This window comes from Apolloniradiicaulis salifontis (assembly GCF_053756655.1).
On record NZ_CM132387.1, the window covers coordinates 2,013,156 to 2,032,061 of the forward strand.

Here is an 18,906-nt window from a genome sequence, read left to right on the forward strand (position 1 = left end):
TCCTAGAAGGACGCTTGCAATCCTCACCGCGACCCCGAAAGCCGCGCACGCAACCATCACCATTACGAAGCGCTTCAGGCCAAGCTCGTTCATCACCGCCCCTTTAGGCGCCGCGGGGCGAACAGAAAATTCATTTAATTTGACGGAACGCAGAGTGGCTCTGATGCCACTCCGCGTTCCAACAAACTTACGGTCCGGGTATCGAGCCAGCCATAGCATTGCCTTCAAGCCAAGCTGGAACCATCGTTTCAGACTGTTTTTCGGAGGCCGCGTCGAGAGTTTTCCCGGCTTCAGTGAAAGGATTATCCATCCACGAATCGATCACCCTGCCGATCGCCTCGAAAATTCCGCCGCCGGTAACGGCGTCTATTTCTTGCTCCGTCAAACTTTGCATTGTTGCACTCCTTCGAGAAGTTGAACATCACGGTTTGCGACATCAAGAAAAGCACACTAAGAGGTATAAGGTCAACCCCAAGGCGAAACGCTACCGCTTTCCGGGCGGCTATGGGCTATCGGCTGCGCCGCGCCGGCGCTACGCCCCCACAGCCGCCAGTGTCCGCACGAACGCCGTCAGCGCCCTTGGCGTCGTGCTTTCATTGTTTGAGTGGTAATTAAACGTCGGCACCTGCAGCGTGGCGCCGGTATAGCGCCCGTCTGAATCGCGCGCGATGCGGCCCAGCTCTGTCAGGCCCATGGATTTGGGTGTCTGGCCGCGGCGGGCGCGGGAGTCGTTCTCGCGCTCGATGAAGCTGTCCTTGAAGATGATCGGCGCGCCCCCGCCCGACGCCGCCGTCTCCAGCCGGCGCACCGCTTCTGGATCAAAGCGCGCCGTGGCGTCGCGCCGGCGCAGGATCACCGCGCCCGCAAGCGCCGCGGCGCCGTCGTCGAAGGGGGTGGTGTCCAGCACGACGAGATCACGCCCCGGCTTCACCCCGCCCGCATTCGCCCAGCCGAGGAAGTGTTCAGCGGAGCGGCCGATCTCTTCTTCCGCGGTGAAGACAATCGTGCCTTTCAGGCCGAACTCGGCGGCCACGCGCAGCGCAGCGGCGGAGACCGGATTATCCAGCTGCCCGGTGACATAACCCGCCTGGCTGCGATCAAGCTTGCGCGCAAAGGCGAGCGGCGTGCCCGGCGCCAGGGCCGGCATGTCCTTCAGCGTGAACACCAGCCGGTTGTCCGCGTCCAGCTTTGCGCCGGTGACGTCGCCATAGGCGATGCGCCCGCCCGTCTTGCGGTCATAGGCGAACATCTCCTCGCCGGCATACCGCCTGGAGACGGCCTCGGCGAAGTCCGCGCTCGGGCTGGAGGCGTCGCCATACTTGGTGTTTTTCACCGCGTGGGCGGCGTAAACCGCCGCGCCGTCGTCGGCCGTCACCGCGCCATGGCGATCCACATGGGCGAGGTAGACCGGGCCTTCACCCCCCGCTTGCGCGCCCAGGCGCACAGCGCACAGATTGCGCGGCCGCTCCACAGCGGCGCCCAGCGCCTCGAAATCACGCGCCAAGTGATCGAGATAGGGCGTTTCATGCCCGACCACGCTTGGAAAATCGAGATACTCGTTCGTCTTCGCAAGGATGCGGGCGAACAGGGCCGCGTCTGGAGGCAGACTCACAGCTTCTCCACAAATACCGTTCCGGCCGAATATCCGGCGCCGAACGAACAGATCACACCTTTGTCACCGGACGATAAATCGTCTGAGTGCTTGTGGAAGGCGATGATGGACCCCGCCGAGCTGGTGTTGGCGTAATCGTCCAGGATGGTGGGCGCGTCTTCGCCGCCGGCGTCGCGGCCGAACACCTTCTTGGCGATCATCAAATTCATGTTGATGTTGGCCTGGTGCAGCCAGACCCGGCGCATGTCGTCCGCCGCCAGCCCAAGCTCGTCCATATGGCCGCGGATCATCTCCGAGACCATGGGAACGACTTCCTTGAAGACCTTGCGGCCTTCCTGAACGAACAGCTTGTCGTCCTTGGGCCCGCCGTTCTGAATCGGCTTATTGTCGCCGGTGGGCTTTTCGGTCCGGTTCAGGAAGCCGAAATTATTGCGGATATTGTTGGAGAATTTGGTCTTCAACTTGGTGCCGAGGATCTTCCAGCCGCTTGTCCCCAGATCGTCGCGCTCCAGCAAGATCGCCGTGGCCACATCGCCGAAGATGAAATGGCTGTCGCGGTCGCGCCAGTTGAGATGGCCCGAACAGATCTCCGGATTGACCACCAGAATGGCGCGGGCGTGACCGCAGGCGATCTGGTCAGCGGCGGCCTGCAGGCCGAACGTGGCCGAGGAGCACGCCACATTCATGTCGAAGCCGAACCCGTCCTCAATGCCCAGCGCGTCCTGAATCTCCACCGCGATGGCGGGATAGCCGCGCTGCATGTTGGAGGCGGCCACGATCACCCCGTCCACATCCGCCGCGGTGCGCCCGGCGCGCGCGAGGGCGTCATGGCAGGCCTTCACCCCGATCTCGGCCAGGATCGAGATCTCGTCATTGGGGCGCTCGGGGATGAAGGGCGCCATCCGGTTGATGTCCAGGACGCCCTTTTTATCAACTACATAGCGGCTTTTGATACCGGACGCCTTTTCAATGAACTCCACCGAGCTGGGCGATAAAGGCTGGCGCTCGCCGGCGTCGATCTCAGGCGCGTGGTCGGCGTTGTACCTGGTCACGTAAGCGTTGAAGCTTTCGACCAGCTCTGCGTTGGAGATGGAATCTTCCGGCGTGAAAAGGCCGGTCGAGCGGATGACGGCGGCGGTCATGCGGTTACGCTCCGGGCGAATCTGGATTCGTTGATCGCGGCCAACTTAGCCCCCCGCGGGCGCCGCGCCAACCGGGGTGTTTCATTGTTCTGAAACAAGCGTTTGCCGGGCGTTTGCGCCCTGGCTGTCCCGGCGCGCCCGAAGGCCGGCTCACCGCCGGGCGGCGGCGGCGTAGAGGGCGTTTTTCGGCGCCGCGAAAACGCGCCTCACCATGGGCTCGAACACGTCCAGCGGCTCGCTGTCATAATCTGGATCAAAAGCGGCCTGGTCGTATTTTTCGCAGAATTCGGCGCAGGCCGCGAAATGGGGATGGCCGCGGAATTGCTCGCGCATATTCTTGTCCATGCCCAGATGCTCGAAGAAGTAATAGCCCTGGAATATCCCGTGATGGGCGACGATCCAGTGGTTCTGCTCGCTGATGAAGGGCTTCAGGATCGCGGCGGCGATATCGGGATGGTTATAGCTGCCCAGCGTGTCGCCGATATCGTGCAGCAGCGCCATCACCACATATTCCTCGTCGCGCCCGTCGCGATGGGCGCGCGTGGCGGTCTGGCGCGAATGCTCCAGCCGGTCGATGGGAAAGCCGCCATAATCGCCGTCCAGAAGTTCGAGATGGGTCAGAACCCGGTCCGGTAGGGCGCGTGCGAACGGACCAAAATGGCTTGCGATCCGGCTCCAGTCCTCCGGCGTGCCTTCGGTCATGGCGCGAAAGCGGGCGCGTTCGCTCGTCTGGTCGTCCATGGCGGGTCATCCCTGATCAGCGTCTCTCAGACGCGCTGACGTTAAGCGCCCCCGCCCCGCCCCGGCAAGACCTGCTGATCTTTGCTGATCCGGCGGGGCCGGGTTCTCGTAGGTAGGACCAGGCAATTCACGGGTCACCCCATGGCGTCCACACCGAACACCGGCCACAGGCGCTCCGCCCGCCTCAAAACCAATGTGCCGAGTTGAGCGGATCTGATTCAAGGCGCGGACGCGCCGTTCCCAAAGGCCGGCTGGAGCGCATGGCGCGCCTCACCGCGCTCGGGGCCGGCATGGCCGGCGGGACTGCGGCGAGCGCGTTCAGCGCCTGGACGAGGGGCGAGCGGGCGGATCTGGCGACCCACGCCTTCAGCCCGGCCAACGCCAGGCGCTTTGCTGAGGAATTGTCGCGTTTGCGCGGCGCGGCGCTGAAGCTCGGCCAGCTTGTCTCCATGGATATCGGCGCGGTGGCGCCGCCCGAATTCGCCGCCGCGGCCGAGCGCCTGCGCGCCGACGCGGACCCCATGGCGCCGGGCCAGCTACGCCGCGTGCTGGATCGCCGCTGGGGCAAGGGCTGGATGGCGCGCTTCCAGCGCTTTGAACCCCGCCCGGCCGCCGCCGCCTCCATCGGCCAGGTCCACAAGGCGGTGACGAAAGAGGGCCGCGTTCTGGCGGTGAAAATCCAGTATCCCGGCGTGCGCGCCAGCATCGATTCCGATCTTGATTCGGTGGGCCGCCTGGCGCGCCTGACCGGCGCCGTTCGCGCCGACTTCGACCTCGCCCCCTATCTGGACGCCGCCAAGACCGCCCTTCACCACGAAGCCGATTATGAGCGCGAGGCGGACAATCTGGCCCGGTACAAGGCCGCGCTTGGCGCCGACCCGAATTTTATAATCCCTGAGGTGGATCGCGACCTGTCCGGCCCGGACATCCTGGCGATGGACTGGCTGGAGGGGCGCGGGATCGAGCAGGCGGCTCAGGCAAGCGAGGCCGAGCGCATGCGGGTGTTCACCGCGCTTCTGGACCTGACCCTGCGCGAGTTGTTCGCCATGGGCCTGATGCAGAGCGATCCCAATTACGCGAATTTTCTGTACGCCGGCGACGGGCGACGCGTGGGCCTTATCGATTTCGGCGCGGTTATCGATATCGATCCGGCGATGACGACGGCCTGCCGCGCGGTGCTGGCCGCCGGGCTTTCCGGTGATGACGGCGCCATGGCGGCGGCCCTGGGCGCGCTGGGCGCGCTGAAGCCGGACACCGCGCCAGCCCACCGCGACGGGCTGGTGGCGCTGGCCGACCAGCTGTTCGCGGCGGTGCGGGCGAGCGGCGAGAGAGGCGGGTTTGATTTCACCGACACGGGCCGGCTCACAGCCTTGCGCGAAGGCGGGGTCGCGCTTCAGCGCGATGGTTTCGCGCCCGAGCCGGCGCCGCAATTGCTGTTCATTCAGCGCAAGTTTGCAGGGCTCTACCTGCTCGGCGCGGCGCTGAACATCCGCATGGATGTGCGCGAGATCCTGAAAGCCTGGGTCTAGGCGCGGCGCTCTCAGGCGGCGTCAGTCTGCTCAGACAGGAAAGCCTGCACCGGGGCAAGGCTGCGCTCGGGCGCTTCTTCCTGGGGCAGGTGACCCAGATCATCAAAGGTCTCAAGGCGCGCATCAGGCAGAAGGCCGAGATAATCCTGGGCGTTGGCCACCGGGATCAGCCCGTCCTTTTCGCCCCAAACCAGCAGGGTCGGCGCGGTGATGGCGGGCAGGCGCGGGCGCGGATCGCGCAGGATCGTCTGCTCCATGCGCGCGATCAGCGCCGAACGCGCACCTGGCGCACGCAGAAGATCGTAATAGCGCTGCACGGTCTGATCCTCGAGGCGCTCGGGATCGCCAAAGCTCTGCACCAGATTCATGCGCACCAGAAAGCGCGGCAGAATGAAGCGCATGATGTTGGTGACGGCGCCGACTTCGGGCGCCTGATCATACTCAAACCCGGTGCTGGCGAAGCCGTCCGGCGCCACCAGCACCAGCCGGTCGACGCGCGCCGGATGCTCGGCGGCGTAGGACCAGGCGATGCGCCCGCCCACCGAATTGCCCACCAGAGAGGCCTGCTCAAGCCCGTAATGGGCCATCAGGCCGTCAAGAAGTTCAAACGCGCGCGCATCGTCATAGCGGCCGGTGGGATCGGGCGGCGACAGGCCGGACCCCGGCAGATCAAACCGGATGACCTGAAACTGCGACTGCAGCCCCTGCGCCCAGCCCTCCCAGGTGTGAAGGCTTGATCCGAAGCCGTGAATCATAACCACCGCCGGCGCACCCGCCGGGCCGTCGGCGCGCACGTGAAGCGGCGCGCCCGCGATCTCGATCATGTCTGACGGGGCGCGCAGATAGGCGTTTTCAAGCCGCTGGCGGGACAGGTCCGGAGTCCAGAGCCAGGCCCCGGCGGCCACAATCAGGACGATGACCGCGACCGTGATGATAAGCACTTTTTGCATCTCCGCCCTTGTTCAGGAAAAGCCCGGCTTGCGCCCTTTCAGTCTTGAGCCTTTCGTAAAGATACGTTTACGTCCAGTCCAAACCAGATTGTTTACAAGGGGCTCGCAGTGGTTTCGACCAATATGCCGACAGCCATCGTCACCGGCGCGTCCTCGGGCGTCGGCCTTTACACCACAAGAGCGCTCACGAAGCGCGGCTGGCGGGTCGTCATGGCCTGCCGCGACATCGCCAAGACCGACAAGGCGATCCGCGAAACCGGCATCGCCCGCGACCGCACCCTGCCCATGCATCTGGATCTGGGCTCGCTGGAGAGCGTGCATAGCTTCGTCCACGACTTCCGCGCCACCGGTCACCCTCTGGATGCTCTGGTGTGCAACGCCGCAGTCTATCTGCCGCTGCTTAAAGAACCCAGACGCTCGCCCGAAGGCTACGAGATTTCAGTGGCCACCAATCATCTGGGCCATTTCCTGCTGGCGCTCACCCTGCTGGGCGACCTGGCCCGATCAAAGCGCGCGCCGCGGCTGATCACGCTGGGCACGGTGACGGCCAATTCTGAGGAGTTCGGCGGCCGCATCCCGATCCCCGCACCCGCCGATCTGGGCGAGCTTGAAGGCCTGGAGGCGGGCTTCAAGGAGCCGGTGGCGATGATAAACGGCGGGCCGTTCAAGGCCGGCAAGGCGTATAAGGACAGCAAGCTTTGCAACATGATCATCAGCCGTGAGCTGCACCGGCGCTATCACGACACCACCGGGATCGTGTTCAGCACGCTCTATCCCGGCTGCGTCGCCGACACCGCCCTGTTTCGCGCCACGCCGCCCGTGTTCCAGAAAGTGTTTCCCTGGTTTCAGAAGAATATCACCGGCGGCTATGTCAGCCAGGACCTCGCCGGAGAGCGCGTCGCCCAGGTGGTCGCCGATCGCGGGTTTGAAAACTCCGGCGTGCACTGGAGTTGGGGCAATCGCCAGAAAACCGGCCGCGAGGCGTTTCACCAGAAACTCTCCGCGAAGGCCGAAAACCAGGCCCGCGCCGAACGCCTCTGGGATCTCAGCGCGCAGCTGTGCGCGGTGAAGACCCCGGTGTTCAAATCCGCCGGCGATCGCGAACCGGCGTAGGGCGGGAGGCGTCGCCAAGGCGGTAGCATCCCGGCGCGCGCTCCAGTGTCTATCGGGACACACCCACGTCAGCACAACCAGGATCTATGCCCGGCCAGCCGAGGATGCGGTCTATGACGCGCTTCAGAAAATGGCGGCGGGTCCCCACAAATCCCCCCACAGTGAAGGGGATGAAAGCGAATGACCGGCCTCAAGTCTTTGGCTGTGATGGTACCGCCTCCCTGGTTTGAACAGGGGACCTCTAGATCCACAATCTAGCGCTCTAACCAACTGAGCTAAGGCGGCTCGCCATCAGGCAATCTGAACGAGGGGCGAGGCCACTCGACAGGGCGCGGAAACTAGCTTTGCTCTCGCCGCCTTGCAAGAGGCGCCATGCGGCGTTCGCAGATGGCGCGCAGGACAGCGCGGAGGACGGGGCGGAGGACGGGGCGCGGCATTGTCCGGCGGGTTTGCCGGCGGGGCGCCGGCGGCGGAGAATCCGCCCTCGCCGGCGCCCCTGACCGGCTGCGCAAAGGCGCGTGCTAGACCGCGTAACCCTTGGTGCGCAGGATCTGCGTCAACTGGCTGATGCGGGTGGAATCCGACGGGTGGGTGGAGGCGAATTCAGGCGGGCCGCCACGCGCCGCGCCGGCGCTGGCTTTGGACTGCCAGAAGCGCAGCGCCTCCAGGGGATCGTATCCGGCGCGCTCCATGTAATCGACGCCCAGCCGGTCGGCCTCCAGCTCGTGCTCGCGCGAATAGGGCAGGATCACGCCATAGGTGAGGCCCGTGCCCAGAATGCGCGACCAGGCGTCCGGGTTCTCCACCCCGGCGCCGCCCAGCGCGATATTGGCGATCCCCAGGCCCACCCCGGCGGTGGCCTGACGGCGCGCCCGGTCGGCGGCGTGATTTCGCGCCAGGTGCCCGACCTCGTGGCCCATCACCGCGGCCACCTGATCATCATTGGCCATGGTCTCCAGAATGCCGCGATAGAAGGCGACCTTGCCGCCCGGCAGGACCCAGGCGTTCTGGGTGTCGGAATCAAAGACCACGAACTCCCACTCATACTGGGTCATGCCGGAAGCCGGCACGATGCGCTGGCCGACGCGCTCCACGCGGCGGCGCAGGGCTGGATCGCGGCTGACGGGCTGCTGCGCGATCGCCTCCTGCCAGGCCATCTGGGAGGCCTGCAGGATCTGCTGATCGGAGACCAGCGCCTCGGCGAGCCCGCCGCTGGCGCAGCCGGCGGCCGTGAGCGGAAACACCGTGCCGGCGGCCAGTCCGCGCAGGATTTCGCGCCGGCCCATGGTCACGCGCGGCAGGTTGTCGATCTTGATCTCGGTCATGTCCTCATCCCCTCCAGCCCTCAATCCGGGTTCGTCGCGCCCGTGTTGGCGCGAGTGTAAGCGCGATGAACCCGGCGAGGTTCCAAAAAATCGCGGTCAGGTGCGCGATACAGGCCGGTTCCGCCATGGAATCGCCACGCCCTTTGCGAGAAGATAGTCTCACAAGTCGAGCGCGCCGTCACCGCTGCGCTCGGCCCGATCCACGCCCGCCTCTCAAAGGACTCGTCCATGCGCCGCCTCCTCGTCATTCTTCTGGTCCTCGCCTTCGCCGTCATCGGCGCCGCGTTCTTTTTGCCCAGCCTGATCCCCGGCGACGCGCTGCGCGGGCGGGTGGAGCAGGCGGCCAGCGAAGCGCTGGGCCGGCAAGTGACGCTGGAGGGCGATATCGGCCTGCGGCTTCTGCCCCGCGTTCAGGTGCGCGCCACACAGGCGAGCATCGCCAACGCCGAGGGCTTTTCCAGCGACCCCTTCGCGCAGATGAGCGAGATGCGTTTCGCCCTGGCGTTGGCGCCGCTCCTCTCGCGCAATATCGAGGTTCAGGAGTTCGTCCTGGTGGAGCCGACGATCCGGCTGGAGGCGCGCGGCGGCGCCAATAACTGGTCGCTGGGCGCGCCCTCGCCGAGCGCCGCCGCGGCGCCCGCGTCGAACACCGGGTTCGTGCGCCAGCCCGGCGCCCTGCCGTTTGAGGCGAGCTTCGGCGATGTGCGCGTCATCGACGGGCTGGTGATCTATTCCGATGAAAACCAGACCCGGCGCATCGAGGACTTCAATCTCCAGGTCGCCCTGCCCGGCGTGGACCAGCCCCTGCAGCTGTCGGGCGGTTTCAGCGCCGACGGGCGGCCCATGAGCTTTGACGCCGGTCTCGGCTCGCTGCGGGCCTTCTTCGAGGGCGGACGCACGCCGGTCAATCTGGAGATGACCGGCGCCCTGGCCGACATTTCGTTCGACGGAAACATTCTGGAAGGCGAGACGGTCGCGTTTGACGGCGAGGCCGAGATCCGCCTGCCCCTGCGGGCGCTGGCGCGCTATCTGGGAGCCGACCTGCCCGAGGGCGACATCTTCCAGACTTTCCGGGCCAGCACGATGCTCTCCGGCGCGCCGGGCCGCATCAGCCTGACCGGCGCCGAGATCGGCTTTGACTATATCAGCGCTGCGGGCGATCTACGGCTCGACTATGACCGGGTGCGCCCGCTGGTGTCGGGTACGCTGACAACGCCGCGCCTGGACCTGACGCCCTACATCCCCGCCGAATCGGCAAGCGGCGGCGCGCCCTCCGGCGGCGGCGGCGTCGGCCCCTGGAGCGAGGCGCCAATCGATCTGGCGCCGCTCACCACGATCGACGCCGACCTCACCGTGCGCGCCGACACCTTCATCGCCCGCGATATCCGGGCCGACAACGTCACCGTGGATCTGGACGTCACCAACGGGCGGGTCGTTGCAACCTTGTCGAACTTCCAGCTCTATGGCGGGCGCGGCCAGGTGATCGCGCGGGTGGACGCCAATGCGGCGACGCCGCGCTACGCGCTCACCGCCGACATCACCTCGCTGGAGGCCCTGCCCTTCCTCACCGCCGCGGCCGGGTTCGACCGGCTCGCCGGTGTCGGCGCGCTGAACCTGGACCTTGAAGCGACCGGAAACAGCCCGGCGGCGATCATGAACTCGCTTTCAGGGCAGGGGGGGTTCAATTTCGCCGACGGCGCCATTGTCGGCGTCAATCTCGCCCAGGTGATCCGCACCGTTCAGCAGGCGGTCCAGACCGGCTCGCTGCCCTCCGGCTTTGCAGAGAGCCAGCAGACCGACTTCACCGCCCTCACCGGCTCTTTGAACATCCAGAACGGCGTCGCCCGCAATCTTGATCTGGCGATGCTCAGCCCGCTTCTGCGGGTGGAAGGCGCCGGGCAGGTGGATCTGGGCGCCCAGGAAATCGAATACCGCATCACGCCGCGCGCCGTGCAGCAGCTCACCGGCCAGGGCGGCGATCTGGACCTGCAGGGTCTGGCCGTGCCGATCCGCATTCGCGGCGGCTTCAACAACGTCTCGGTGGGCGTCGACTTTGAAGCGGTGGCCCGCGACCTCGTTCGCGCCCGCGCCGGCACGTTGATCGGCGGCGATGTGGGCCGGGCGCTGGGGCAAGGCCAGTCGGTGGAGGACGCCGCACGGCGCGCCGCCGGCGACGCCCTGCGCAACGCTCTGGGCGGTGCAAGGCCGGCTGAAGGCGGCGCGGAAGGCGAGGCGCAACCGGACGATTCGCCGGCGGGCCTGCTGCGCGACCTTTTGAACCGCCGGCGTCCGCAGCCCGCTGAAGAGCCCGCCGAGGAGGAGCCGGCGGAGGAAGAGCCTCAGGACGGTTGAGAGACGGCTGACGCAGGCGGGGGCGACCGCGCGCCGGCGCCCCGTGACGCCTCGCGCCGCCGGTATCCCGCCCCCGGCCCGCTTCCTCCCCGCCGTCCAACGCCTTGATCCGTGACGCCCAGGCCTATCTACTCCCCGGGTGTTCAGCGCCCGCCTTTGGGGGCGCCCAACGGGGAGGTCTCATGTCACCAATCGCCAAAACCCTTATCGCAGGAGCCGCCGGCCTGATGGCGTTTTCCGAATTCGGCGCGCCGGCGGAGGCGCAGACCCGCTATCCCGGAGACCGGGTGAGCGGAGACCATTACGCCACCCGCTCACCGGTGGTCGCCACCGGCGGCATGGCCGCCACCGCCCATCCGCTGGCCAGCCAGATCGCGCTGGACGTGATGAAAGCCGGCGGCAACGCCGTGGACGCCGCCATCGCGGCCAACGCCGCCCTGGGCCTTATGGAGCCCACAGGCAACGGAATCGGCGGCGATCTGTTCGTGCTGATCTGGGACCCCGAAACCCGCGAGGTCTACGGCCTGAACGCCGCCGGGCGCTCGCCGCAAAACCTGTCCTATGAGCAGCTCATAGAGATCGTCGGCGAGGACGGCTCCATCCCGGCGCTGGGAACCCTGCCCGTCTCGGTGCCCGGCACGGTGGACGGCTGGTTCACCCTGCACGAGCGCTTCGGTTCCATGCCCATGGACCAGGTGCTGGCCCCGACGATTTCCTACGCCGAAAACGGGTTTCCGGTGCCCGAGACCATCGCCTATTACTGGAATCGCAACATGTCGATCTTCGCCGAGCGCTTCGCAAACGGCGAATTTGAAGAGTTCGATAACGCCCGCGCCACCTATCTCACCGAGGACGGGGACGCGCCGCGCGAAGGCGAGATCTTCCGCAACCCGGACCTCGCTAACACGCTGCGCCAGATCGCCGAGGGCGGCCGCGACGCGTTCTATGAGGGCGATATCGCGCGCACCATCGGCGCCTATATGGAGCGCATCGGCGGCTATCTCACCTATGAGGATTTCGCCAGCCACCGCTCCGAATGGGTCGAACCGGCCGGCGTGAATTATCGCGGCTATGACGTCTGGGAGATACCGCCCCAGGGCCAGGGCATCGCCGCCCTCCAGATGCTGCAGATCCTTGAAGGCTTCGATCTCGCCGCCATGGGCTTCATGAGCCCTGAATCCCTGCACGTGCAGATCGAAGCCAAGCGCCTGGCCTTCGAGGATCGCGCCAGATACTACGCCGACCCGGATTTCGCCGACATCCCGCTGGAAGAGCTTCTCAGTGAGGCCTACGCCGACCGGCGCCGCGCCCTGATCTCCATGGATGCGGCCATGGAAAGCGTCCCTGTGGGGGATCCGGCGGTCCTGGAGGACGGCGACACCACCTATCTCACCGTTGCAGACGGAGACGGCATGATGGTGAGCCTCATTCAATCAAACTATCGCGGCATGGGCTCGGGCCTGGTGCCGGACGGGCTCGGCTTCATGCTGCAGGATCGCGGCGAGATGTTCAGCCTCGATCCCGGCCACGCCAATGTCTACGCCCCCGGCAAGCGACCCTTCCACACCATCATCCCCGCCATGGTGACGAAAGACGGCGAGGCCTTCATGAGCTTTGGCCTGATGGGCGGCGGCATGCAGCCCCAGGGCCATGTCCAGATCATCGTCAACATGATCGATTACGGGCTGAACGTGCAGGAAGCCGGCGACGCGGCGCGCTGGCGCCATGAGGGCTCCACCGAGCCCACAGATCGCGTAACTGAGCAGGGCGGCAGGGGCGTTGTGCGCGTGGAGAGCGGCGTGCCGCAGGCCGTGCGCGAGGCGCTGGAGGCCCTTGGCCATGTGGTGGAGGACGGCGACGGCGCTTTTGGCGGCTATCAGGCGATCCGGCGCGATCCGCAAACCGGCGTCCTGTTCGGCGCCAGCGAAATGCGCAAGGACGGCGCGGCGCAGGGCTATTGAAGCTCATCTTTCAGCTGCGGTTCAGGCGCGCCGGGTTTATGCTGGGTGCGCCTGTTCCTTTTTTTGATCTGAGTTTGTCCATGCGCACGCTGCTCACTTTCGCCGTCCCGGCCCTCGCCGCCCTCGCCGCAGCCTGTTTCACCGCTGCAGCCGACGCCCAGCGCGGCGGCGCAGGCGGGGGAAATCCGACGATCACCCTGTTTGACCTGCCCGGATATCAGGGCCGGTCCATCACGCTGGACGGTGACGCGCCGGATCTGCGCTGGGTGCAGGCGAACGATATGGCCAGCTCGATCCGGTTTGACGGCGGCCAGTGGGAAGTCTGTGTGGAGCCTGATTTTCGCGGGAGCTGCCAGGTGCTCTCCACCGAGCTTCCCGACATGACACAGTGGTCCTTCAATGACCGCATCAGCTCGGTGCGCGCCATCCACCGCCCCCGCCGCGACCGGCTCGAAGGCGTGACGCTCTACGCCGGCGAAAACTATACTGGCCGGCAGGTGACCATAGTGCGCGGCACCAATGATCTGCGCCGTGACGGGTTCAATGACGACGCCCGGTCGATCCGCGTCCATTCGGGGACCTGGACCCTGTGCGAGGACACCAATTTCGGCGGCCGCTGTGTGGAGCTGTCGCGCGATTCCGCTGATCTCACGCTTTACCGCATGGAGGCGCGCCTCTCCTCCTTGGGACCGGACGGCGTGCAGCGGCCTGATCCGTCGACCGGCGCTACTCCGGGCTTTCCCGGCGATGGATATGGCGGCGGGTATGACGGGGGCTACGGCTCAGGCTATGGCGGCGGATCCGGCGACCGGCTCACCGGCGGCGTGCGCGGCGTGGACACGGTGTTTTTCGCCCGTCCTGAACTGAACGGCTATCCGCTGGCGGCCTGCGCCGACCGGTTCCAGCGCCAATGCGGCCGCGAAGCCGCCGATCTGGCTTGCCGCGCCGCCGGGCTTTCCCGCGCGGTGTGGAGCGGCGAGGCCCGCGCGCCCTACGGCCAGGCCTGGGCCATCGGCGACCGCTCGGCGGTCAATGCGCGCGCCGTGCTCGTGGATCTGGTCTGCGTGACCTGATCCGGGGCGCGCCGTCAGCCCTCGCGCTGGAACGGGTAGAAGTCCGAGCCCAGCCCCATGATCCCGGTCAGCGCGTCCAGCGCGGCGCGGCTTTCCTCCACCAGCGCCGGATCGCCCAGATCCGCAACGCCCAGCTCCTCGCGATAGTGGGTGTTGGCCCAGGCTGTGAGCGCGCCATGGAGATCGGCGTCCATCCAGACGCGCGGATTGACTGCGGCGCGCTGCGCATCGTCCAGCACCACGCGCAGGCGCAGACAGGCCGGCCCGCCGCCATTGCGCATGGACTGGCGCACGCCGGCGAACTTCACACTCCCGATGGGGCCGTTGCCTTTGACCATCCGGTCGCAAAAGGCGCTGGTGGAGGCGGTCTCTTCGGTTTCCTGGGGCGCCAGCAGCACCTGCCGGTCGGCGCCCGGCCAGATCAGAAGCTGGGAATTGAAGATATAGGCGGTGATGGCGTCGCCCAGCGGCACATCGGCCTCCGGGACCTCCACGAAGACCGGCTCGAACAGGCCCTCGGCCGCCCTGCGAATCGCGCTGAGCGCCGCGGCCTTGTCCTCAAACGCATGCTCGTGGAAGAACAGGACAGGCCCGGTCCCCACGCACACCACGTCATTGTGAAACGCCCCCGCCTCGATGGCCGCGCGCGACTGACGGACATGCACCGTGCGCGCCCCATCCAGCCCGTGCCGGCGCGCGATGGCCTCGCAGGCCTGGAGCGTCTGGCGGGCGGGAAACTTCCCCTGCCAGGGCTCGTAGGCGTCCCGGCCATGGACGAAAAGCTCCACGCCCGGCGCCCCATGCTCGGCGCACAGCCGCACATGGTTGGCCGCGCCCTCGTCAGCGAAATTGGCATGGTGGGGCAGCTCGTCATGGACGGCGAAGAGCGCCTTGTCGGGAAACACGCGCTCAAGGGCGCGCCTGGTCTGGAAACCCTCGATGGAGCGGTGGAGCGCGGTGATCAGATTGGCCGGCGTAAAGTGCACGCGCCCGTCTGACGTGTCCGCGCCCGGGCTCACAGTGGCGGCGTTGGCCGCCCACATGGAGCTGGCCGAGAGCATGTTCAGCGCCAGGGCGGGCTCGGCCTTGTAGGCCTTTTCCCAGACCTCGCCGTCTGTGCGACCGGAAAAGCCCAGCGCCTTCAGGCCAGGAATGAAGGGCCGCTCCTGGGGCGGCAGCAAGCCTTGCACAAGACCGGCATCGGCCAGGGATTTGGCCTTGGCCAGGCCCTCCAGCACTCCTTCGCGGGGGCTGGAGATCGAGCCCTGATTGTTGGCGCTGGCCAGATTGCCCGGAGCGAGACCGCCATAATTATGGGTCGGCCCGACCAGCCCGTCGAAATTGGCTTCCACCGCGCCCATCAGTCGAGCCCTTTGACGGCCATGCGCTCGGCTTTTGGAGAGGCCTGCGTGGCGACCGGATAGGCGCAGTAATCCGCCGCGTAGTAGGCGCTGGGCCGCAGATTGCCCGACTGGCCCGGGCCGCCGAACGGCATGGTGGACGCAGCCCCGGTGGTGGGCCGGTTGCGGTTCACGATGCCCGCGCGCGATCCCGCCCAGAACGCCTTCCACAGCGCGTCATCGTCGCTGACGAGCCCGGCCGCGAGGCCGTAGGCGGTGTTGTTGGCTTCTTTCAGGGCGTCCTCGAACGTCTTTGCGCGGCGCACCTGCAGGAGCGGGCCGAACACCTCTTCATCGGGCGCATTCACGCCGTCCACGTCCAGAAGGCCCGGGCTGACGAACGCTTCGCCCGCCTCATGCTGCGCAGCGGCGACGATGGGCCTCGCGCCGAGTTTTAAAAGGTTCTCCTGGGCGGCCAGAACGCCGCGCGCGGCGCGCGCATTGATCAGCGGGCCCATGAACGGCTCCGGGCTTGAATCGTACTTTCCCACGGGAAGTTTCGGGATCGCCGCGGCGATCGCCGCGATCACGGCGTCGCCCGCCTCGCCCGCCGGCACGATCAGACGGCGCGCGCACGAGCAGCGCTGCCCGGCGGTGATATAGGCGGACAGAACCGCCACGCGCGCCGCCGCTTCAGCGTCTTCAGCGCCCCACACCACAAGCGGATTATTTCCCCCCATCTCCAGCGCCAGCTGCACCCCGGTGCGCCCGGCGAACATCTTGTGGATCATGGCGCCGGTGGTCCAGCTGCCGGTGAACAGCACCCCGTCCAGCTCCGCGTCGCTCAAGGCGGCAGCGCCGGTTTCGCGCGCGCCCTGCACCAGGTTCAGCACGCCGGCGGGCAGACCCGCCTCCTCCCACAACTTCACCATGAGCTCGCCCACGGCCGGGGTGAGCTCGGAGGGTTTGAACACAAGCGTATTGCCCGCCAGAAGCGCCGGGATGATGTGTCCGTTGGGCAGATGGCCGGGAAAGTTATAGGGGCCCAAAACCGCCATGACGCCCAGCGGCTTGTGATCAAGCACCTGCTCGCCGAACTCGGTTTCGGTGCGGGTGCGCCCGGTGCGGTCCTCATAGGATTTGATGGAGACGCCCGCCTTGCCGGCCATGGCGCCGGCCTCGCCCCTGGCCTCCCAGAGCGGCTTGCCGGTTTCGCGCGCGATCAGCTCGCCGATCTCGTCAGCGCGGCTTTTGAGACGCTCGCCATAAGCTTCAACGATTTTCCTGCGGGCCTCAAACCCCGCCAGCGCCCAGTGCGAAAACGCGCCGCGGGCCGCCGCGAAGGCCTCGCGCACATCGCCGGCGCCGGACGCGGCGCCCTGCCAGATCGTTTCGCCGGAGGCTGGATCGGTGGAGGCGAACCTCTCTCCCGCACCGGCGCGCCAGGCGCCGGCGATAAAGGCCGAATTGGTCATGGTGTTAGTCCCTGGTCCAAATCCGGACGGTCTCACCAGACGTGACGTCGAGCGCACGCCGGGCTTCCTCATCAAGCGCGACATCACGCTCGCCGAGGCCGATTCCGGCCTGGACGCAGCGGAAATCGGCGAGCCGGTCGTTGGAGACCAGCGCGCGCACGCGCTCGCCTGCGCTTTCGCCGGCGACCGTCATCAGCCGGCTGTCACGCAGGGTGGCGACCTCGTCCATCCCGCAGGAGACGAGAGGGCCGCCGTCAAATATGTCCACATAGCGCTCATAGCGAAAGCCCTCGCTCATCAAAAGCTTGAGCGCGCCGGCGCCATGGGGATGGGTCTGGCCGATGACCTCGCGCACGCCCTTGGGCAAAAGGTCGAGATAAATAAGGTGGTTGGGCATCAGATCGAGGATGAACTGATTGTCCGTGGACGCCGACAGCCGGTCGGCCTCCTCGAACGTCATGCGGAAAAACGGCCGGGTTACGTGTTCGAAGAAGATCGAATCGCCGTGCTCGTCCACCACCCCGCGAAGTTCCGACAGGATGCGTTTGCCGAAGCGCGGCCGGTCCGCGCCCACCAGCATGTAGCGCGACTGCGCAGTCAGGCGCCCCGCCCCGGTGCCGCGCAGTCCATCGCGCACAAAGAGCGAGCCCACCTCGGTGGAGCCGGCGAAATCATTCACCAGCATCATGGCGTCCATGTCGAAACGCCTTGCGCCTTCCTTGGACGACTGGGCGAAGGTGAAGATCTTGAAGTCGAAATACGGCTTCTTCACGCCCACCATGGCCTTCACCGCGCTGGTGCCGAGCACCTGGCCGGTTTCAGAATCCTCAAGCATGAGCTGGTAGACACAGTCGGACGGGTCGTCGAACCGGCCCTCAAAGGCCTTTTCCGAGCGCAGAAGCTTCTCGTTCAGCGCCTCGTCCTCAAGCGCGAGCGAGGTGAAGCCGGGACCCGCCGCGCCGGCGAGTTCCACAAACGCGTCATGGTCGGCCGAACGGGCCGCTCGTACCACCAGCATGCTCTACTCCTCAGGACCGGGCGAGGGCGCGGGCTTCCCCGGCGTCGAAGCGTCCGCGAGCGAACGCCATCAACATTACCGCGGAAAGCCGGGCGCGCTCGGCGAAGCTGGACAGCTTCGCAATCTCGCGGTCGGAATGAATGTCGGCGCCGCACACGCCCAACGTATCCACATTGGGACAGCCCGACGCCCACAGATTATTACCTTCGCACACTCCGCCGGTGTCGTTCCAGCGAATGTCCAGGCCGATCGCCGAGCCGGCGGTGCGCGTCCATTCAAACATACGCTGATTGGCCGGGCTCATGGGTTTGGGCGGCCGGGTGAAGCCGCCATGCAGATCCGCCGTGATCCCGTCGCGGGTGTTGGCCGCCTGGACAAGCGCGTCGATCTCGGCCTTGGCCCAGGCCGCGTCCTCTTCGGTCTTCACCCGCACATTGAAGCGGCAAATCCCGAGATCAGGCACCACGTTGGGTGCGCCGCCGCCATCTATTCGCGAGACATTGAAGGTGACCTGCTCGCGCTTGGCGTTAAGCGCGTCCAGCCGGTTGGCGAACTCGGCCGCGGCGACGATGGCGTTCCGGCCCAGATGATGTTCGCGGCCGGCATGGGCGGCCTTGCCCAGGCAGCGCAGCGAGAAATTGCCAGAACCCTTGCGCGCCCCGGCCAGCGAGCCGTCGGCGAGCGCCGGCTCATAGGTCATGCCCACATGGGCTCTCGCCCCAAGCGCGGCGAGCACCGGGCCGGAGCCCAGCGAGCCGATCTCTTCATCCGGGCTGACCAGCACGTCATAGCCGATCTGGTCGCGCCACGGGCTGCGTTCCAGGGCCAGAAGTGCGTGCAGCATGACCAGCAGCCCGCCCTTCATGTCGGCGACGCCCGGGCCGTTTATCGTATCCGCGTCGGTGAGGCGCCAGTCTTCAAAGCCGCAGCCTTTGGGAAACACCGTGTCGTGGTGACCCGTGAGCACGATCCGCACCGGCGCATCGGGGCGCTTGGAGACCTTCATGGACGGGGTGTAAGGCACGTCGCGCACCTCCCCGTCGAGCTCGACCGTGGTGGAGGGTTCAAGCTCCACCGCGCTCACCTCGCCTTCAAGCTCGGCGAAAGCGTCGGACAGAACCTTGCGCATCGCTTCCAGCCCGTCCGCATTGCGGCTGCCGGAATTGATGCGAGACCAGTCCTTCACCGTCGCGATCATGTGATCGGCGCGCGACTCCACAAAGTCGAGGATCTTGCGCTCTTCGGCGTCGAGGCTCAGCTCGCTCATGAAGTGTC

15 protein-coding genes and 1 tRNA gene are annotated in these 18,906 nt (G+C 66.7%); 5 read left to right on the forward strand and 11 right to left on the reverse strand.

Features of this window, described 5'->3' with window-relative positions:
- Window positions 1-187: 187 nt before the first annotated feature.
- From ACWCOP_RS09740 to ACWCOP_RS09755, 4 genes are all read right to left on the reverse strand, one after another.
- Complete coding sequence (locus ACWCOP_RS09740; protein WP_478248092.1) at window positions 188-394, reverse strand: hypothetical protein; 207 nt, start codon at window positions 392-394, stop codon at window positions 188-190.
- A gap of 138 nt (window positions 395-532) precedes the next feature.
- Window positions 533-1,612, reverse strand: a complete 1,080-nt coding sequence (locus ACWCOP_RS09745; protein WP_478248093.1) for a hypothetical protein — start codon at window positions 1,610-1,612, stop codon at window positions 533-535.
- Window positions 1,609-2,754, reverse strand: coding sequence for a beta-ketoacyl-ACP synthase III (locus ACWCOP_RS09750; RefSeq protein WP_478248094.1), 1,146 nt, complete (start codon window positions 2,752-2,754; stop codon window positions 1,609-1,611). Before ACWCOP_RS09750 ends, ACWCOP_RS09745 begins: the two co-directional genes overlap by 4 nt.
- Window positions 2,755-2,904: 150 nt before the next feature.
- Window positions 2,905-3,495: an HD domain-containing protein gene (locus ACWCOP_RS09755; protein ID WP_478248095.1), complete on the reverse strand. Its 591-nt coding sequence runs from the start codon at window positions 3,493-3,495 to the stop codon at window positions 2,905-2,907.
- 203 nt (window positions 3,496-3,698) lie between these two features.
- Here ACWCOP_RS09755 and ACWCOP_RS09760 point away from each other — a divergent pair, with 203 nt between their 5' ends.
- The gene (locus ACWCOP_RS09760; RefSeq protein ID WP_478248096.1) at window positions 3,699-5,024 is read left to right on the forward strand and encodes an ABC1 kinase family protein; all 1,326 of its coding nucleotides are present in this window, start codon (window positions 3,699-3,701) and stop codon (window positions 5,022-5,024) included.
- A gap of 11 nt (window positions 5,025-5,035) precedes the next feature.
- Here ACWCOP_RS09760 and ACWCOP_RS09765 read toward each other — a convergent pair whose 3' ends face one another.
- Window positions 5,036-5,974 carry an alpha/beta fold hydrolase gene (locus ACWCOP_RS09765; protein WP_478248097.1) on the reverse strand — a complete coding sequence of 313 codons (939 nt, stop codon included), beginning with the start codon at window positions 5,972-5,974 and terminating at the stop codon, window positions 5,036-5,038.
- A 108-nt stretch (window positions 5,975-6,082) separates the two neighbouring features.
- Here ACWCOP_RS09765 and ACWCOP_RS09770 point away from each other — a divergent pair, with 108 nt between their 5' ends.
- Window positions 6,083-7,087: a protochlorophyllide reductase gene (locus ACWCOP_RS09770; RefSeq protein WP_478248098.1), complete on the forward strand. Its 1,005-nt coding sequence runs from the start codon at window positions 6,083-6,085 to the stop codon at window positions 7,085-7,087.
- Between the two features lie 208 nt (window positions 7,088-7,295).
- Here the strand turns inward: ACWCOP_RS09770 and ACWCOP_RS09775 are convergent.
- Both ACWCOP_RS09775 and ACWCOP_RS09780 read right to left on the reverse strand, forming a co-directional pair.
- Window positions 7,296-7,372 (reverse strand) — tRNA-His (locus ACWCOP_RS09775).
- A gap of 236 nt (window positions 7,373-7,608) precedes the next feature.
- Window positions 7,609-8,412 carry a M48 family metallopeptidase gene (locus ACWCOP_RS09780; protein WP_478248099.1) on the reverse strand — a complete coding sequence of 268 codons (804 nt, stop codon included), beginning with the start codon at window positions 8,410-8,412 and terminating at the stop codon, window positions 7,609-7,611.
- Window positions 8,413-8,640: 228 nt separating this feature from the next.
- On the opposite strand from ACWCOP_RS09780, the gene ACWCOP_RS09785 reads away from it, so the two are divergent.
- From ACWCOP_RS09785 to ACWCOP_RS09795, 3 genes are all read left to right on the forward strand, one after another.
- Window positions 8,641-10,764: an AsmA family protein gene (locus ACWCOP_RS09785; protein WP_478248100.1), complete on the forward strand. Its 2,124-nt coding sequence runs from the start codon at window positions 8,641-8,643 to the stop codon at window positions 10,762-10,764.
- Window positions 10,765-10,991: 227 nt separating this feature from the next.
- Window positions 10,992-12,725, forward strand: a complete 1,734-nt coding sequence (ggt, locus tag ACWCOP_RS09790; protein ID WP_478250675.1) for a gamma-glutamyltransferase — start codon at window positions 10,992-10,994, stop codon at window positions 12,723-12,725.
- A gap of 80 nt (window positions 12,726-12,805) precedes the next feature.
- Complete coding sequence (locus tag ACWCOP_RS09795; protein ID WP_478248101.1) at window positions 12,806-13,798, forward strand: beta/gamma crystallin-related protein; 993 nt, start codon at window positions 12,806-12,808, stop codon at window positions 13,796-13,798.
- Window positions 13,799-13,812: 14 nt separating this feature from the next.
- On the opposite strand, the gene astB is transcribed toward ACWCOP_RS09795, so the two are convergent.
- Genes astB through ACWCOP_RS09815 form a run of 4 tightly spaced genes read right to left on the reverse strand, consistent with a single transcriptional unit; the run spans window position 13,813 to window position 18,898 of the window.
- On the reverse strand, window positions 13,813-15,162 hold the full coding sequence (astB, locus tag ACWCOP_RS09800; RefSeq protein WP_478250676.1) for an N-succinylarginine dihydrolase: 1,350 nt from the start codon (window positions 15,160-15,162) through the stop codon (window positions 13,813-13,815).
- Window positions 15,159-16,613, reverse strand: a complete 1,455-nt coding sequence (gene astD, locus ACWCOP_RS09805) for a succinylglutamate-semialdehyde dehydrogenase (protein WP_478248102.1) — start codon at window positions 16,611-16,613, stop codon at window positions 15,159-15,161. The genes astB and astD overlap by 4 nt, the downstream gene beginning before the upstream one ends.
- Window positions 16,614-16,617: 4 nt before the next feature.
- Window positions 16,618-17,631 carry an arginine N-succinyltransferase gene (locus tag ACWCOP_RS09810; protein WP_478248103.1) on the reverse strand — a complete coding sequence of 338 codons (1,014 nt, stop codon included), beginning with the start codon at window positions 17,629-17,631 and terminating at the stop codon, window positions 16,618-16,620.
- Window positions 17,632-17,641: 10 nt separating this feature from the next.
- Window positions 17,642-18,898 carry a hydrolase gene (locus tag ACWCOP_RS09815; RefSeq protein WP_478248104.1) on the reverse strand — a complete coding sequence of 419 codons (1,257 nt, stop codon included), beginning with the start codon at window positions 18,896-18,898 and terminating at the stop codon, window positions 17,642-17,644.
- Between the last annotated feature and the right edge of the window lie 8 nt (window positions 18,899-18,906).

Bases quoted from the DNA above. Each gene is read 5' to 3' on its own strand.
- ACWCOP_RS09750 (WP_478248094.1), bottom strand. From the start codon at position 2,754: ATGACCGCCGCCGTCATCCGCTCGACCGGCCTTTTCACGCCGGAAGAT.
- ACWCOP_RS09755 (WP_478248095.1), bottom strand. From the start codon at position 3,495: ATGGACGACCAGACGAGCGAACGCGCCCGCTTTCGCGCCATGACCGAA.
- ACWCOP_RS09810 (WP_478248103.1), bottom strand. From the start codon at position 17,631: ATGCTGGTGGTACGAGCGGCCCGTTCGGCCGACCATGACGCGTTTGTG.
- ACWCOP_RS09785 (WP_478248100.1), top strand. From the start codon at position 8,641: ATGCGCCGCCTCCTCGTCATTCTTCTGGTCCTCGCCTTCGCCGTCATC.
- ggt (WP_478250675.1), top strand. From the start codon at position 10,992: ATGGCGTTTTCCGAATTCGGCGCGCCGGCGGAGGCGCAGACCCGCTAT.
- ACWCOP_RS09765 (WP_478248097.1), bottom strand. From the start codon at position 5,974: ATGCAAAAAGTGCTTATCATCACGGTCGCGGTCATCGTCCTGATTGTG.
- ACWCOP_RS09780 (WP_478248099.1), bottom strand. From the start codon at position 8,412: ATGACCGAGATCAAGATCGACAACCTGCCGCGCGTGACCATGGGCCGG.
- astD (WP_478248102.1), bottom strand. From the start codon at position 16,613: ATGACCAATTCGGCCTTTATCGCCGGCGCCTGGCGCGCCGGTGCGGGA.
- ACWCOP_RS09815 (WP_478248104.1), bottom strand. From the start codon at position 18,898: ATGAGCGAGCTGAGCCTCGACGCCGAAGAGCGCAAGATCCTCGACTTT.
- ACWCOP_RS09795 (WP_478248101.1), top strand. From the start codon at position 12,806: ATGCGCACGCTGCTCACTTTCGCCGTCCCGGCCCTCGCCGCCCTCGCC.
- ACWCOP_RS09740 (WP_478248092.1), bottom strand. From the start codon at position 394: ATGCAAAGTTTGACGGAGCAAGAAATAGACGCCGTTACCGGCGGCGGA.